The sequence below is a fragment of the Paenarthrobacter sp. Z7-10 genome (assembly GCF_026932795.1).
Lineage (GTDB): Bacteria > Actinomycetota > Actinomycetes > Actinomycetales > Micrococcaceae > Arthrobacter_M.
Map to the genome: position 1 here is coordinate 14,880 of NZ_JADPVH010000005.1, position 13,395 is coordinate 28,274.

The window sequence follows — 13,395 nt, forward strand, 5'->3', positions numbered from 1 at the left end:
GATTACTTACCAGCCTTTCCGACCTTGCGGCGGATGATCTCGCCGGCGTAGCGGATGCCCTTACCCTTATACGGGTCTGGCTTCCGGAGCTTGCGGATGTTGGCCGCAACCTCACCCACCTGCTGCTTGTTGATCCCGGCAACCGAGAGCTTAGTGGGGCTCTCAACGGTCAGGGTGATGCCAACCGGTGCCTTGACGGCAACGGGGTGGCTGTAGCCGAGGGCGAACTCAAGGTCCGAGCCCTTAGCCTGTACGCGGTAACCGGTTCCGACGATTTCCAGCCGCTTCACGTAGCCCTCGGTGACACCAACGATCAGGTTGGAAATGAGGGTACGGGTCAGCCCGTGCAGTGCACGGGAGGCGCGTTCGTCGTTGGGACGGCTGACGCTGACGGTTCCGTCGGCGAGGGCCACCTCGATGGGGTTGGCAACCGTGAGGCTAAGTTCGCCCTTCGGTCCGTTGACGGAAACGACGCTGCCGTCGATTTTGACATCCACGCCGGCAGGCACGGAGATGGGGAGACGTCCAATACGTGACATTTTTCTTTCCCTTCCCTGCTACCAGACGTAGGCGAGGACTTCCCCACCTACACCCTTCTTAGCGGCCTGACGGTCGGTCAGCAGACCGGAGGACGTCGACAGTATGGCGATACCCAGCCCACCGAGCACATGCGGCAGGTTGGTCGACTTTGCGTAGACGCGCAGTCCGGGCTTGGAAATGCGGCGGATTCCGGCAATGGAACGCTCGCGGTTCGGGCCAAACTTCAGGTCCAGGGTGAGCTTCTTGCCAACCTCGGCGTCTTCGACCTTCCAGGCAGCGATGTAGCCCTGCGCCTTAAGAATGTCTGCAACGTGCCCTTTAAGTTTGCTGTACGGCATGGTCACGGAATCGTGGTAAGCCGAGTTTGCGTTGCGCAGACGCGTAAGCATATCTGCGACAGGATCGGTCATTGTCATTGGGCTTCAGCCCTTCCTCGAAACGGTTTCCTTTGGCCCTCGGCTGCGGCGGCGGGGGTCAGAAACCCTTGCCGCTGCAGCCAACCGGCCACCGGACCTGTTACGTAGATTATTAATCTTCGGTCTTGAACGGGAAACCAAGCGCCTTCAGCAGCGCACGGCCTTCGTCATCGGTCTTTGCGGTGGTAACAACCGTGATGTCCATACCGCGGACGCGGTCAATGGAATCCTGGTCGATCTCGTGGAACATAACCTGCTCGGTCAGACCGAAGGTGTAGTTACCGTTCCCGTCGAACTGCCTGCCGCTGAGGCCGCGGAAGTCGCGGATACGCGGCAACGCCAACGTCACCAGGCGGTCCACGAATTCCCACATCCGGTCCCCGCGCAGAGTTGCGTGCGCGCCGATCGGCATGCCTTCACGCAGCTTGAACTGGGCGATGGATTTGCGGGCCTTCGTCACCTGCGGCTTCTGGCCGGTGATGAGGGTCAGATCGCGGACGGCGCCATCGATCAGCTTGGAGTCCTTTGCGGCATCTCCAACACCCATATTCACAACGACCTTGACGAGGCGGGGAACCTGGTTGACGTTCGTGTAGGAGAACTGCTCCAGCAGTGTCGCCTTGATCTCCGCGGCATAACGGGCCTTCAGGCGGGGTGTGATCTTTGAGGCATCATTTTCGGATGCAGTTTCAGACACAGCAGCACTCATGACAGGTCCTTCCCGGAGCTTTTGGCAACGCGGACGCGAACGTTCCGCGTGCGGCCGTCGCGCTCGACAGACTCGGTACGGTAGCCAACCCGGGTCGGCTTCTTGGTGGACGGGTCCACCACGGCCACGTTGGAGATGTGGATCGTGGCCTCAACGGTCTCGATTCCACCGGTCTTGGTGCCGCGCTGCGACTGGCCCACCTTGGTGTGCTTGGTCACGCGGTTGATGCCCTCAACCAGTACGCGGTTGGTTTCCGGGTATACGCGCAGAACCTTGCCCTGCTTACCACGGTCACCGCCACGCTCCTGCTTGGCGCCGGTGATGACCTGAACCAGGTCACCCTTCTTGATCTTCAGTTTGATCCTTGACATCAGCTACAGCACCTCCGGAGCCAGCGAGATGATTTTCATGAACTTCTTGTCACGCAGCTCGCGGCCCACCGGGCCGAAGATACGAGTGCCGCGGGGATCGCCGTCGTTCTTCAACAGCACCGCCGCGTTCTCGTCAAACTTGATGTAGGAACCATCCGCGCGGCGGCGTTCCTTCTTGGTGCGGACGATGACAGCCTTAACGACGTCGCCCTTCTTTACGTTGCCGCCCGGAATAGCATCCTTGACGGTGGCGACGATAACGTCGCCGATGCCTGCGTAGCGGCGCCCGGATCCACCGAGAACGCGGATGGTCAAGATTTCCTTGGCCCCCGTGTTGTCGGCGACCTTAAGCCGCGACTCCTGCTGAATCACTTATTGCTCCTGTCGTCGCGCCGGTTCTCTGCTCGAGCCTGGCGGAACGGATATTTGTCTCATGGACCGTCTGGTGTCCAGAACGGTCCCCACGGCCTCCCAATGCATGCCGCGCGGACGCCGCATGCATTGGGTCCCCGCGCCACGGGGGCCCGGGGTGCCCTACCACCTTTTACGGCGCGTGCGAGGGCAGGAAGTACTCGGTTTGTCTTACTTCGCCTTTTCGAGGACCTCGACCAGACGCCACCGCTTGGTGGCGGACAACGGCCGGGTCTCACTGATCAGAACAAGGTCGCCGATGCCGGCGGCGTTCTGCTCGTCGTGGGCCTTGACCTTTGACGTGCGACGAATAACCTTACCGTACAAAGCGTGCTTGACGCGATCTTCGACCTCAACGACGATGGTCTTTTCCATCTTGTCCGAGACCACATAGCCGCGGCGCGACTTCCGATCATTGCGCTTGAGCACGGTCGTTGCCGAGGTGTCAGCCACGGGTGCGTCCTTCTTTTCCGTGCTCACGTTTTCGGTGCTCACTTGGCGTCCTCCTCAGACTTGTCAGCCTTCTTGGAAACCTTCTTGGTTGCCTTGACAGCCTTCTTTTCGGCCTCCGGCTCAACCACTGGTGCGGCGGCCACGGCCGGGCGGATGCCCAGCTCGCGCTCCCGCATCACCGTGTAAATCCGGGCAATGTCGCGCTTGACTGTGCGCAGACGTCCGTGGTTATCCAGCTGACCGGTGGCCGACTGGAAACGGAGGTTGAACAGCTCCTCCTTAGCCTTGCGGAGTTCCTCGACCAGACGCTCGTTATCGAATCCGTCCAGCTGTGCAGGTGCAAGTTCCTTGGACCCAACTGCCATTTCTAGTCACCACCTTCGCGACGCAGAATGCGTGCCTTCAACGGCAGCTTGTGAATTGCCAGGCGCAGAGCCTCGCGAGCTACCTCTTCACTGACACCGGAGATCTCAAACAAAACCCTGCCCGGCTTGACATTGGCGATCCACCACTCCGGCGAACCCTTACCGGATCCCATGCGGGTTTCGGCAGGCTTTTTGGTCAACGGACGGTCCGGATAGATGTTGATCCAGACCTTTCCGCCACGCTTGATGTGGCGGGTCATGGCGATACGAGCGGACTCGATCTGACGGTTCGTCACGTAAGCCGGCGTCAGCGCCTGGATGCCGTACTCACCAAAGGTGACCTTGGTGCCACCGGTGGCCTGGCCCGAACGGGTCGGGTGGTGCTGCTTACGGAACTTGACTCGACGTGGGATAAGCATTTAAGCCTGTCCTCCTTCTGCTGCCGGAGCAGCCGCCTGTGCCGCGGGAGCAGCGTTCACGGGGGCCGCTGCCGGAGCTGCGCCCTCCGCGGACTCACCCTGCGGGCGCTCGGTACGACGGCGGTCGCCAGCACGGTCTCCGCCGCGCGGTGCGCTGTCCCTGCGAGGTCCACCATCGCCGTCACGGCGAGGTGCACGACCCCTGGACGGAGCTGCGGCCGCCTGCGCAGCCAACTCCTTGGAGGTCATGTCGCCCTTGTAGATCCAGACCTTGACACCAATGCGGCCAAATACCGTCTTGGCTTCGAAGAAGCCGTAATCGATGTTGGCGCGCAGGGTGTGCAGCGGCACACGACCTTCGCGGTAGAACTCGGTGCGGGACATTTCAGCGCCACCCAAACGGCCTGCACAAGCGACACGGATGCCCTTGATGCCGGCGCGCTGGGCGGACTGCATGGCCTTCTTCATCGCGCGGCGGAAGGCCACACGTGAGGTCAGCTGCTCGGCGATGCCCTGGGCCACCAGCTGAGCGTCCGCTTCCGGATTCTTGACTTCCAAAATGTTCAGCTGCACCTGCTTGCCGGTCAGCTTCTCCAGCTCACCGCGGATGCGGTCAGCCTCGGCGCCCCGGCGGCCGATGACGATGCCCGGACGCGCGGTGTGGATATCCACCCGGACACGATCGCGGGTGCGCTCGATCTCGACCTTGGAGATGCCGGCGCGTTCCATGCCCGTGGACATGAGTGCGCGGATCTTGATGTCTTCGCGGACGAAGTCCTTGTAACGCTGGCCGGGCTTGTTGCTGTCGGCGAACCAGTGCGAAACGTGGTCCGTGGTGATGCCGAGTCGGAACCCATGCGGGTTTACTTTCTGTCCCACTTAGCGAGCCTCCTCTTTCTCCGGGGTTGCGACGACCACGGTGATGTGGCTGCTGCGCTTTCTGATGCGGAATGCGCGGCCCTGGGCACGCGGCTGGAACCGCTTCATGGTGGGGCCCTCATCAACGAATGCCTCGCTGATGAACAGATCGCCTTCATCGAAAGCGACGCTGTCGCGGTCTGCCAGCACGCGGGCGTTAGCCACTGCGGACTGGAGTACCTTGAAAACCGGCTCCGAAGCTGCCTGCGGGGCAAACTTCAGAATCGCCAATGCCTCATTCGCCTGCTTGCCACGAATCAGGTTGACGACGCGCCGGGCCTTCATAGGCGTTACGCGAATATGACGCGCAATTGCCTTGGCTTCCATTGCTATCCTTCTCTCGTCTTAGCCGTAAACGCAGGCGCCTAGCGGCGCTTGCCCTTACGGTCGTCCTTCACATGGCCGCGGAAAGTCCGCGTCAGAGCGAATTCGCCGAGCTTGTGCCCGACCATCGACTCGGTCACAAACACGGGGATGTGCTTGCGGCCGTCGTGCACGGCGATCGTGTGTCCCAGCATGTCCGGGATGATCATCGAGCGGCGGGACCAGGTCTTAATGACGTTCTTGGTGCCCTTTTCGTTTTCCTTAGCTACCTTGACAAAGAGGTGCTGGTCTACGAAAGGACCCTTCTTCAGGCTGCGTGGCATGTGTCCAGGCTCCTATCGCTTGTTCTTGCCAGTACGACGGCGACGCACAATGAGTTTGTCGCTCTCTTTGTTGGGGCGCCGGGTACGGCCCTCGGGCTTACCGTTCGGGTTGACCGGGTGACGACCACCGGAAGTCTTACCCTCACCACCACCATGCGGGTGGTCAACCGGGTTCATGGCCACACCACGCACGGTGGGACGGATGCCCCTCCAGCGGTTACGGCCGGCCTTGCCCCAGTTGATGTTCGACTGCTCGGCGTTGCCGACCTCGCCGATCGTGGCACGGCAGCGCACGTCGACGTTGCGGATTTCCCCGCTTGGCAGCCGCAGCTGAGCGAAGCGGCCTTCCTTGGCAACGAGCTGGGTTGATGCTCCGGCGGAGCGGGCCATCTTGGCCCCGCCTCCGGGACGCAGCTCCACGGCGTGGATAACAGTACCCACCGGGATGTTGCGCAGCGGCAGGTTGTTGCCCGGTTTGATGTCGGCGCTGGCGCCGGCCTCAACAAAGTCACCCTGCTTGAGCTTGTTCGGAGCGATGATGTACCGTTTGGTGCCATCAACATAGTGCAGCAGTGCAATGCGCGCGGTGCGGTTCGGATCGTACTCGATCTCTGCAACGCGGGCGTTAACACCGTCTTTGTCGTGACGACGGAAGTCAATCAGGCGGTACTGGCGCTTGTGGCCACCGCCCTTGTGACGGGTCGTGATACGACCGGTGTTATTGCGGCCACCCTTTTTGGGGAGCGGACGGACCAAAGACTTCTCCGGCGTCGACCGCGTGATTTCTGCGAAGTCGGCAACGCTCGAGCCTCGACGGCCCGGGGTTGTCGGCTTGTATTTACGGATTCCCATGATTCATTTCCTCGTTAAAGTGGTCTCCGCTTATGAAAGCGGACCGCCGAAGATGTCGATAGTGCCTTCTTTGAGAGACACTATGGCGCGCTTGGTGTTCTTGCGCTGTCCCCATCCGAATTTGGTGCGCTTGCGCTTACCGGCACGGTTGATGGTGTTGACCGATTCGACCTTGACGGAGAAAATCTTCTCCACGGCGAGCTTGATTTCGGTCTTGTTTGAGCGCGGGTCAACCAGGAAGGTGTATTTACCTTCGTCGATCAGACCGTAGCTCTTTTCCGACACGACTGGTGCAATGACCACGTCGCGGGGATCCTTGATGGTGGCGGCGCTCACTTGGCGTCCTCCTCGGTTGCTTGTGCAGCTTCGAGGTCAACCGCACCGAGCAGTGCACTGGAAGCAAATGCCTCGGATGCAGCCTTGCCGGAGACGAAAACGTCGTAAGCAGCCTTGGTGAAGATGACATCGTCGCTGACGAGCACGTCATAGGTGTTCAACTGATCCGCGTAGAGCACGTGCAGGTCCGTTAGGTTGCGTACCGACAGCGCGCCAACATCGTTGGCCCGCTCCAACACAACCAGCAAGTTCTTGCGCTCGGACACGGCCCGCAGCGTTGCCATCGCGTCCTTGGAGGACGGCTTCGTGCCACCCACCAATTCGGAGATCACATGGATGCGGCCGTTGCGTGCCCGATCGGAGAGGGCGCCACGCAGGGCAGCGGCCTTCATCTTCTTGGGCGTGCGCTGGGAGTAGTCACGCGGTGTGGGACCGTGGACGACGCCACCGCCGGTCATGTGAGGAGCACGGATGGAACCCTGGCGGGCCCGGCCGGTACCCTTCTGCTTGAACGGCTTGCGGCCGGCACCGGAAACCTCGGCGCGGGTCTTGGTCTTGTGCGTGCCCTGGCGTGCGGCAGCAAGCTGAGCCACAACAACCTGGTGCAGCAGAGGCACGTTGGTCTGCACGTCGAAAATCTCCGCGGGCAGGTCAACGGCGACAGTATTGTCGTTTGATACGGTATTGGCACTGGATGCAGCAGCCATTGGTTATGCTCCCTTCACGGCGGTGCGCACGAGGACGACCTGTCCGCGGGCGCCGGGAACGGCACCCTTGATGAGCAGCAGCGACTTCTCAGCGTCAACGCCGTGAACCGTGAGGTTCAGCGTGGTGTGCCGGACGCCACCCATGCGGCCGGCCATGCGCACGCCTTTGAAAACGCGGCTGGGGGTGGATGCGCCACCGATGGAGCCGGGCTTACGGTGGTTCTTGTGGGCACCGTGTGAGGCACCGACACCGTGGAAACCGTGGCGCTTCATAACACCGGCGAAGCCCTTACCCTTTGAAGTGCCGACGACGTCGACCTTCTGGCCGGCTTCGAAGATCTCCACGGAGAGCTCCTGGCCGAGGGCATAGCTGTCGGCGTCCGCGGTGCGAAGCTCGACGACATGGCGGCGGGGGGTAACACCGGCCTTGTCAAAGTGACCGGCCAGCGGCTTGGTCACCTTGCGGGGATCGATCTGGCCGTAGCCGATCTGAACGGCGGTGTAACCATCAACAGCGGCGTTGCGCAGCTGTGTGATGACGTTGGAATCGGCCTGGACAACGGTTACCGGCACCAGCCGGTTGTTCTCGTCCCAAACCTGGGTCATGCCGAGCTTCGTGCCCAGGATGCCCTTGATATTGCGGCTAACGGTCATAGTTTCTCTGCACCTCCCTAGAGCTTGATTTCGATGTTCACGTCGGCAGGCAGGTCGAGACGCATCAGCGAGTCAACGGCCTTGGGCGTGGGGTCGATAATGTCGATCAGACGCTTGTGCGTGCGCATTTCAAAGTGCTCGCGGCTGTCCTTGTATTTATGCGGTGAGCGGATCACGCAGTAAATGTTCTTTTCCGTCGGCAGCGGCACTGGGCCAACCACCGTTGCGCCTGCGCGCGTGACCGTCTCAACGATCTTCCGGGCTGATACGTCAATGACCTCATGGTCATATGACTTCAGCCGGATGCGGATTTTTTGTCCCGCCATGGCGTCGTGACTCTCTTTCTGCGACTTAGTGCTTTGCGGAACCTAATGCCCTGCGTACCAGCACTGCTGACTAACACTCTTTACTTACCCGTAATGCTGTGGCCTGAAAGCCACGCTCCCAACGGACTGAATCCGGACATTTCCGGGTTCCTCACTCCGCCGAAGCTCCGACCCCCGCGGTCGGGCGTGTCGCGGGTACTCCGCAAACACGCACACATACCGGGGATACCGGCTGCCGGGGTGGGTTATGTTTGGACTCCAGCTTGGACCCTGACACCGAGCATTATCTCGACCGGGACGCGAAGAAGCGCTTGAACAACTTATCCAGTATGCCGGATTCGAGGGGCAAAAGCCAATTCGCACGATTCCGGCCGGCCTGGGGTATCGGCACCAAAGAGCGCCCGTCCACCGAAGTGGCCGGGCGCTCTTTGGAACGATCAGTTAATTACTTGACGATCTTGGTGACACGTCCCGAACCAACGGTGCGGCCACCCTCGCGGATGGCGAAGCCGAGGCCTTCTTCCATGGCGATGGGCTGAATCAGCGCCACCGTCATTTCGGTGTTGTCGCCAGGCATGACCATTTCCGTGCCCTCGGGCAGGGAAATGACGCCTGTGACGTCCGTGGTGCGGAAGTAGAACTGCGGACGGTAGTTGGAGTAGAACGGGTTGTGACGCCCGCCTTCGTCCTTCGCCAGGATGTAGACGTTGGCCTCGAAATCGGTGTGCGGGGTAATGGAACCCGGCTTGACGATAACCTGGCCGCGCTCCACGTCTTCACGCTTGATGCCACGAAGCAGCAGACCACAGTTCTCGCCGGCCCATGCCTCGTCGAGCTGCTTGTGGAACATCTCGATACCGGTCACCGTGGTCTTCTGGACCGGACGGATTCCGACAATCTCAACCTCAGAGTTGATCTTGAGGGTTCCGCGCTCGGCGCGGCCCGTCACGACGGTGCCGCGGCCGGTGATGGTGAAGACATCTTCAACCGGCATCAGGAACGGCTTGTCCTTGTCGCGGATCGGATCCGGAACGTTGTTGTCAACGGCATCCATCAGGTCCTCAACGGACTTGACCCATACCGGATCGCCTTCGAGAGCCTTCAGGCCCGAAACGCGGACAACCGGTGCCTCGTCGCCGTCGAAGCCCTGCGAGCTGAGCAGCTCACGGACCTCCATTTCGACCAGGTCCAGGAGCTCTTCGTCGTCGACCATGTCCGACTTGTTCAGCGCCACCAGCAGATAGGGGACACCAACCTGGCGGGCCAACAAAACATGCTCGCGGGTCTGAGCCATCGGACCGTCAGTCGCCGCAACCACCAGGATTGCACCGTCCATCTGGGCAGCACCGGTGATCATGTTCTTGATGTAGTCAGCGTGGCCCGGCGCATCAACATGCGCATAGTGACGCTTCTCGGTCTGGTACTCAACATGGGAAATGTTGATCGTGATGCCGCGCTGCTTCTCCTCAGGAGCTGAGTCAATGGACGCGAAATCGCGCTGCTCATTGATCTTCGGGTACTTGTCGTACAGTACCTTGGAGATGGCGGCCGTCAGCGTCGTCTTTCCATGGTCAACGTGACCGATGGTGCCGATGTTAACGTGCGGCTTAGTCCGCTCGAACTTTGCCTTTGCCACAGGTTCCTCCTAGAACGTTTTGAGAAGACTTACTGATCAGCGGCGCTTTTCGCTACTGAAGCTCCAGCAAGTCTACTGGGGGCTTGGGGTTTTGATGAAATTCAGGTTGAGCTGGTGGTGCGGGTGCCGAAGTTACTCGCCGCGGTTCTTCTGGATGATCTCGTCGGCTACTGCCTTCGGAACCTCGGAGTAGCTGTCGAACTTCATCGAGTACACCGCGCGGCCCTGGGTCTTGGACCGCAGGTCGCCAATGTATCCGAACATTCCGGACAGCGGAACGTGGGCGCGAATTACCTTCACACCACTTGCATCCTCCATGGACTGCATCTGGCCGCGGCGGGAGTTGAGGTCTCCAATAACTTCACCCATGTATTCCTCAGGGGTGCGGACTTCAACTTCCATCAGCGGTTCGAGCAGAACAGGATTCGCCATCCGTGCAGCTTCCTTGAAAGCGGCCCGTCCGGCAATCTTGAATGCCATTTCCGAGGAGTCGACATCGTGGTAAGCGCCGTCGAGCAGCGTTGCCTTAATGCCCACCACCGGGTAGCCGGCCAACACGCCGTCGTTGAGTGCATCCTGGATTCCAGCGTCAACACTGGGGATGTACTCGCGCGGAACCCGACCACCGCTGACCTTGTTCTCGAAGGCGTAGAGCACACCTTCAACAACCTCCATCGGCTCGATGGCGATCTGGATCTTGGCGAACTGGCCGGATCCACCCGTCTGCTTCTTGTGCGTGTAGTCGTGCTTGGCCACGGCGCGCTTGATCGTTTCGCGGTAAGCAACCTGGGGCTTGCCCACGTTTGCCTCGACGCGGAATTCGCGGCGCATCCGGTCAACCAGGATATCCAGGTGCAACTCGCCCATGCCGGCGATGATCGTCTGTCCGGTGTCCACGTTGAGGGAGACCTGGAAGGTCGGATCCTCTTCGGAGAGCTTCTGGATGGCGATGGACAGCTTTTCCTGGTCGCCCTTGGTTTTGGGTTCGATGGCGACCGAGATCACGGGCTCCGGGAAGCTCATGGACTCGAGCACGATCGGGTTCGCCGGGTCACAGAGGGTGTCCCCCGTGGTGGTGTCCTTGAGCCCGATGGCGGCATAGATGTGGCCGGTCGTGACGCCGTCAACAGGGTTTTCCTTGTTGGCGTGCATCTGGAACAGCTTGCCGATGCGCTCCTTCTTGCCCTTGGTCGAGTTAATGACCTGGGCGCCGGACATGGCCTGTCCGGAGTACACCCGGATGTAGGTCAGACGGCCGAAGAACGGGTGTGTGACCACCTTGAAGGCAAGCGCCGAGAACGGTGCGTCGGCGTTGGCCGCGCGGGTGACGATCTTCTCTTCGTCGCGCACATCGTGACCCTCGATATCGGGGACATCCAGCGGCGAAGGCAAGTAGGAAACCACCGCGTCCAGCATCGGCTGGACACCCTTGTTCTTGAACGCCGAACCACACAGAACCGGGTAGATCTGGCTCGAAATGGTCAGCTTCCGGATGCCGGCCTTGATTTCGGCAACCGTCAGCTCTTCACCGCTGAGGTACTTTTCCATCAGTTCGTCATCGGCCTCGGCAACCGCCTCAAGCATCGCCGCGCGGTATTCCTCGGCGCGTTCCTGAAGATCGGCCGGAATGGGCTCAATGGTGTACTTGGCGCCCATCTCGGTCTCGCCGCGCCAGGTCAGCGCGCGCATTTCGATCAGGTCGACAACGCCTTCGAAGTCGTTCTCGGCACCGATCGGCAGCTGCAGCACCAACGGCTTGGCCCCGAGCCGATTGATGATGGTATCCACGGTGAAGTAGAAATCCGCGCCGAGCTTGTCCATCTTGTTGACGAAGCAGATGCGGGGAACATCATATTTATCGGCCTGACGCCAAACAGTCTCTGACTGCGGCTCCACGCCTTCTTTGCCATCAAAGACCGCGACGGCGCCATCGAGGACGCGCAAGGAGCGCTCCACCTCGACGGTGAAGTCGACGTGCCCGGGGGTGTCAATAATGTTGATCTGGTTGTTGTCCCAGAAACAGGTGGTCGCGGCGGACGTGATCGTAATGCCACGTTCCTGCTCCTGCGCCATCCAGTCCATGGTCGAGGCACCATCGTGGGTTTCACCAATTTTGTGGTTAACGCCCGTGTAGAACAGGATGCGCTCGGTAGTGGTGGTCTTGCCGGCATCGATGTGGGCCATGATGCCGATATTGCGGACCTTGCTCAGGTCGGTAAGCACGTCCAGTGCCACGGTGTCTCCCTTTTGAAAGATTTATTGTCCGTACGACGGCGGCCAGGCCTCCGGTGTCGAACAAAGCCCCACGCCCGGGGCGGGGGGATGCCTGAGAATTCCCACCGGCGCTGTGCGCCGGCGGGAACCCGAGGGCTTACCAGCGGTAGTGTGCGAAGGCCTTGTTGGACTCTGCCATCTTGTGCGTGTCTTCGCGGCGCTTTACGGCCGCACCCAGACCATTTGAGGCATCGAGGATCTCGTTGCGCAGACGCTCGGTCATGGTCTTCTCCCGGCGGGCCTTGGAGTAGCCCACCAGCCAGCGCAGGGCCAAAGCCTGTGCGCGGCCGGGCTTGACCTCAACCGGAACCTGGTAGGTGGCTCCACCGACACGGCGGGACTTGACCTCAAGGCTGGGCTTGATGTTCTCCATCGCCTTTTTCAGAGCAGCAACCGGATCGCCGCCGCTCTTTTCACGGGCACCTTCGAGCGCGCCATAGACAATGCGCTCGGCGGTGGACTTCTTGCCGTCGACCAGGACCTTATTGATCAGCTGCGTGACCAACGGGGACCCGAAAACGGGATCTACAACGAGCGGCCGCTTGGGGGCCGGACCCTTGCGAGGCATATTACTTCTTCTCCATCTTCGCACCGTAGCGGCTGCGGGCCTGCTTACGGTTCTTTACGCCCTGGGTGTCCAGCGCGCCGCGGACGATCTTGTATCGGACACCGGGAAGGTCTTTGACCCGCCCACCACGAACGAGCACAATCGAGTGCTCCTGGAGGTTGTGCCCAACGCCGGGAATGTACGCCGTCACTTCAACGCCACCGTTGAGTCGCACGCGGGCAACCTTTCGCAGCGCCGAGTTCGGTTTCTTCGGGGTGGTGGTGTACACGCGGGTGCAAACCCCACGGCGCATCGGGCTGCCCTTTAGTGCGGGGGCCTTGGTCTTTGAGACCTTGGGTGAGCGGCCCTTGCGGACCAACTGCTGAATCGTAGGCACTTTCGTGTTCTCCGTTTTTTCTCGAGAGGTTCTCGTGTTGCTTTGCACCGAAGGCCGCGAAGGCGGATAGGAATTGTCCTGACCACACACGCAGTACCGGCTGGAGCGAAGCTCTTTTCTCGGTAGTCGCACGCCCCGAACCTTGTCGGCGCCAAGGCATGCAAAAATGTGGCATACGTTGCACAAGGAGCCTGCAACCCGGAACTGTGTCCTGGGATCTCTCCCAAGTCACGCTCATCCACTGCCACACTAACAATTGTTTACCAGTCTAGCATGCCGGCGAACAGAGCCTTAATCGTCGCTCCCCCACGTGCTGTGGATCCCCGCTTCCTGCTGTTGAAACCCACAGCCGGCAGGCAAAACGACGGCGGTCTCACACCAGATGGTGCGGGACCGCCGTCGTTCGCTCAGCGTCGC

20 protein-coding genes are annotated in these 13,395 nt (G+C 60.8%); all 20 read right to left on the minus strand.

The annotated features are described in order from the left end of the window. Positions 1-2 precede the first annotated feature (2 nt). Positions 3-539 (minus strand): 50S ribosomal protein L6, encoded by a 537-nt coding sequence (gene rplF, locus IV498_RS02585; RefSeq protein WP_269044992.1) that lies wholly within the window; start codon positions 537-539, stop codon positions 3-5. A gap of 18 nt (positions 540-557) precedes the next feature. Further along, positions 558-956 carry a 30S ribosomal protein S8 gene (gene rpsH, locus IV498_RS02590; protein WP_269044993.1) on the minus strand — a complete coding sequence of 133 codons (399 nt, stop codon included), beginning with the start codon at positions 954-956 and terminating at the stop codon, positions 558-560. 112 nt (positions 957-1,068) lie between these two features. Next, positions 1,069-1,665 (minus strand): 50S ribosomal protein L5, encoded by a 597-nt coding sequence (gene rplE / locus IV498_RS02595; protein WP_269044994.1) that lies wholly within the window; start codon positions 1,663-1,665, stop codon positions 1,069-1,071. Next, the gene (rplX, locus tag IV498_RS02600) at positions 1,662-2,036 is read right to left on the minus strand and encodes a 50S ribosomal protein L24 (protein ID WP_269044995.1); all 375 of its coding nucleotides are present in this window, start codon (positions 2,034-2,036) and stop codon (positions 1,662-1,664) included. Before rplX ends, rplE begins: the two co-directional genes overlap by 4 nt. A gap of 3 nt (positions 2,037-2,039) precedes the next feature. After that, on the minus strand, positions 2,040-2,408 hold the full coding sequence (rplN, locus tag IV498_RS02605) for a 50S ribosomal protein L14 (RefSeq protein ID WP_269044996.1): 369 nt from the start codon (positions 2,406-2,408) through the stop codon (positions 2,040-2,042). A 210-nt stretch (positions 2,409-2,618) separates the two neighbouring features. Continuing rightward, the gene (gene rpsQ / locus IV498_RS02610; RefSeq protein WP_442951266.1) at positions 2,619-2,927 is read right to left on the minus strand and encodes a 30S ribosomal protein S17; all 309 of its coding nucleotides are present in this window, start codon (positions 2,925-2,927) and stop codon (positions 2,619-2,621) included. An 11-nt stretch (positions 2,928-2,938) separates the two neighbouring features. Next, entirely contained in the window at positions 2,939-3,265 is a 327-nt protein-coding gene (gene rpmC, locus IV498_RS02615; protein ID WP_269044997.1) for a 50S ribosomal protein L29, read from the minus strand. A 2-nt stretch (positions 3,266-3,267) separates the two neighbouring features. After that, entirely contained in the window at positions 3,268-3,684 is a 417-nt protein-coding gene (gene rplP, locus IV498_RS02620) for a 50S ribosomal protein L16 (protein WP_269044998.1), read from the minus strand. Continuing rightward, positions 3,685-4,563 carry a 30S ribosomal protein S3 gene (gene rpsC / locus IV498_RS02625; protein WP_269044999.1) on the minus strand — a complete coding sequence of 293 codons (879 nt, stop codon included), beginning with the start codon at positions 4,561-4,563 and terminating at the stop codon, positions 3,685-3,687. Next, positions 4,564-4,929 (minus strand): 50S ribosomal protein L22, encoded by a 366-nt coding sequence (gene rplV, locus IV498_RS02630; RefSeq protein WP_269045000.1) that lies wholly within the window; start codon positions 4,927-4,929, stop codon positions 4,564-4,566. It lies immediately after the preceding gene. A gap of 38 nt (positions 4,930-4,967) precedes the next feature. Beyond that, on the minus strand, positions 4,968-5,249 hold the full coding sequence (rpsS, locus tag IV498_RS02635; protein WP_196396945.1) for a 30S ribosomal protein S19: 282 nt from the start codon (positions 5,247-5,249) through the stop codon (positions 4,968-4,970). A gap of 12 nt (positions 5,250-5,261) precedes the next feature. After that, the gene (gene rplB, locus IV498_RS02640) at positions 5,262-6,101 is read right to left on the minus strand and encodes a 50S ribosomal protein L2 (RefSeq protein ID WP_269045001.1); all 840 of its coding nucleotides are present in this window, start codon (positions 6,099-6,101) and stop codon (positions 5,262-5,264) included. Between the two features lie 30 nt (positions 6,102-6,131). Beyond that, positions 6,132-6,437 (minus strand): 50S ribosomal protein L23, encoded by a 306-nt coding sequence (gene rplW, locus IV498_RS02645; RefSeq protein ID WP_269045002.1) that lies wholly within the window; start codon positions 6,435-6,437, stop codon positions 6,132-6,134. Next, entirely contained in the window at positions 6,434-7,144 is a 711-nt protein-coding gene (gene rplD, locus IV498_RS02650) for a 50S ribosomal protein L4 (protein WP_269045003.1), read from the minus strand. Before rplD ends, rplW begins: the two co-directional genes overlap by 4 nt. Before the next feature lie 3 nt (positions 7,145-7,147). Continuing rightward, positions 7,148-7,798, minus strand: a complete 651-nt coding sequence (rplC, locus tag IV498_RS02655; RefSeq protein WP_269045004.1) for a 50S ribosomal protein L3 — start codon at positions 7,796-7,798, stop codon at positions 7,148-7,150. 17 nt (positions 7,799-7,815) lie between these two features. After that, positions 7,816-8,124: a 30S ribosomal protein S10 gene (rpsJ, locus tag IV498_RS02660; RefSeq protein WP_038464699.1), complete on the minus strand. Its 309-nt coding sequence runs from the start codon at positions 8,122-8,124 to the stop codon at positions 7,816-7,818. 445 nt (positions 8,125-8,569) lie between these two features. After that, positions 8,570-9,760: an elongation factor Tu gene (tuf, locus tag IV498_RS02665; protein ID WP_269045005.1), complete on the minus strand. Its 1,191-nt coding sequence runs from the start codon at positions 9,758-9,760 to the stop codon at positions 8,570-8,572. 132 nt (positions 9,761-9,892) lie between these two features. Next, positions 9,893-11,995 (minus strand): elongation factor G, encoded by a 2,103-nt coding sequence (fusA, locus tag IV498_RS02670; protein WP_269045006.1) that lies wholly within the window; start codon positions 11,993-11,995, stop codon positions 9,893-9,895. 136 nt (positions 11,996-12,131) lie between these two features. Next, complete coding sequence (rpsG, locus tag IV498_RS02675; RefSeq protein ID WP_269045007.1) at positions 12,132-12,602, minus strand: 30S ribosomal protein S7; 471 nt, start codon at positions 12,600-12,602, stop codon at positions 12,132-12,134. A 1-nt stretch (position 12,603) separates the two neighbouring features. Beyond that, positions 12,604-12,978, minus strand: coding sequence for a 30S ribosomal protein S12 (rpsL, locus tag IV498_RS02680; RefSeq protein ID WP_055239341.1), 375 nt, complete (start codon positions 12,976-12,978; stop codon positions 12,604-12,606). Positions 12,979-13,395: the final 417 nt, after the last annotated feature.

Excerpts from the sequence above, each read along its gene's own strand:
- rplF (WP_269044992.1), bottom strand. The coding sequence starts at position 539 with ATGTCACGTATTGGACGTCTCCCCATCTCCGTGCCTGCCGGCGTGGAT.
- rpsH (WP_269044993.1), bottom strand. The coding sequence starts at position 956 with ATGACAATGACCGATCCTGTCGCAGATATGCTTACGCGTCTGCGCAAC.
- rplE (WP_269044994.1), bottom strand. The coding sequence starts at position 1,665 with ATGAGTGCTGCTGTGTCTGAAACTGCATCCGAAAATGATGCCTCAAAG.
- rplX (WP_269044995.1), bottom strand. The coding sequence starts at position 2,036 with ATGTCAAGGATCAAACTGAAGATCAAGAAGGGTGACCTGGTTCAGGTC.
- rpmC (WP_269044997.1), bottom strand. The coding sequence starts at position 3,265 with ATGGCAGTTGGGTCCAAGGAACTTGCACCTGCACAGCTGGACGGATTC.
- rplP (WP_269044998.1), bottom strand. The coding sequence starts at position 3,684 with ATGCTTATCCCACGTCGAGTCAAGTTCCGTAAGCAGCACCACCCGACC.
- rplV (WP_269045000.1), bottom strand. The coding sequence starts at position 4,929 with ATGGAAGCCAAGGCAATTGCGCGTCATATTCGCGTAACGCCTATGAAG.
- rpsS (WP_196396945.1), bottom strand. The coding sequence starts at position 5,249 with ATGCCACGCAGCCTGAAGAAGGGTCCTTTCGTAGACCAGCACCTCTTT.
- rplB (WP_269045001.1), bottom strand. The coding sequence starts at position 6,101 with ATGGGAATCCGTAAATACAAGCCGACAACCCCGGGCCGTCGAGGCTCG.
- rplD (WP_269045003.1), bottom strand. The coding sequence starts at position 7,144 with ATGGCTGCTGCATCCAGTGCCAATACCGTATCAAACGACAATACTGTC.
- rplC (WP_269045004.1), bottom strand. The coding sequence starts at position 7,798 with ATGACCGTTAGCCGCAATATCAAGGGCATCCTGGGCACGAAGCTCGGC.
- rpsJ (WP_038464699.1), bottom strand. The coding sequence starts at position 8,124 with ATGGCGGGACAAAAAATCCGCATCCGGCTGAAGTCATATGACCATGAG.
- rpsG (WP_269045007.1), bottom strand. The coding sequence starts at position 12,602 with ATGCCTCGCAAGGGTCCGGCCCCCAAGCGGCCGCTCGTTGTAGATCCC.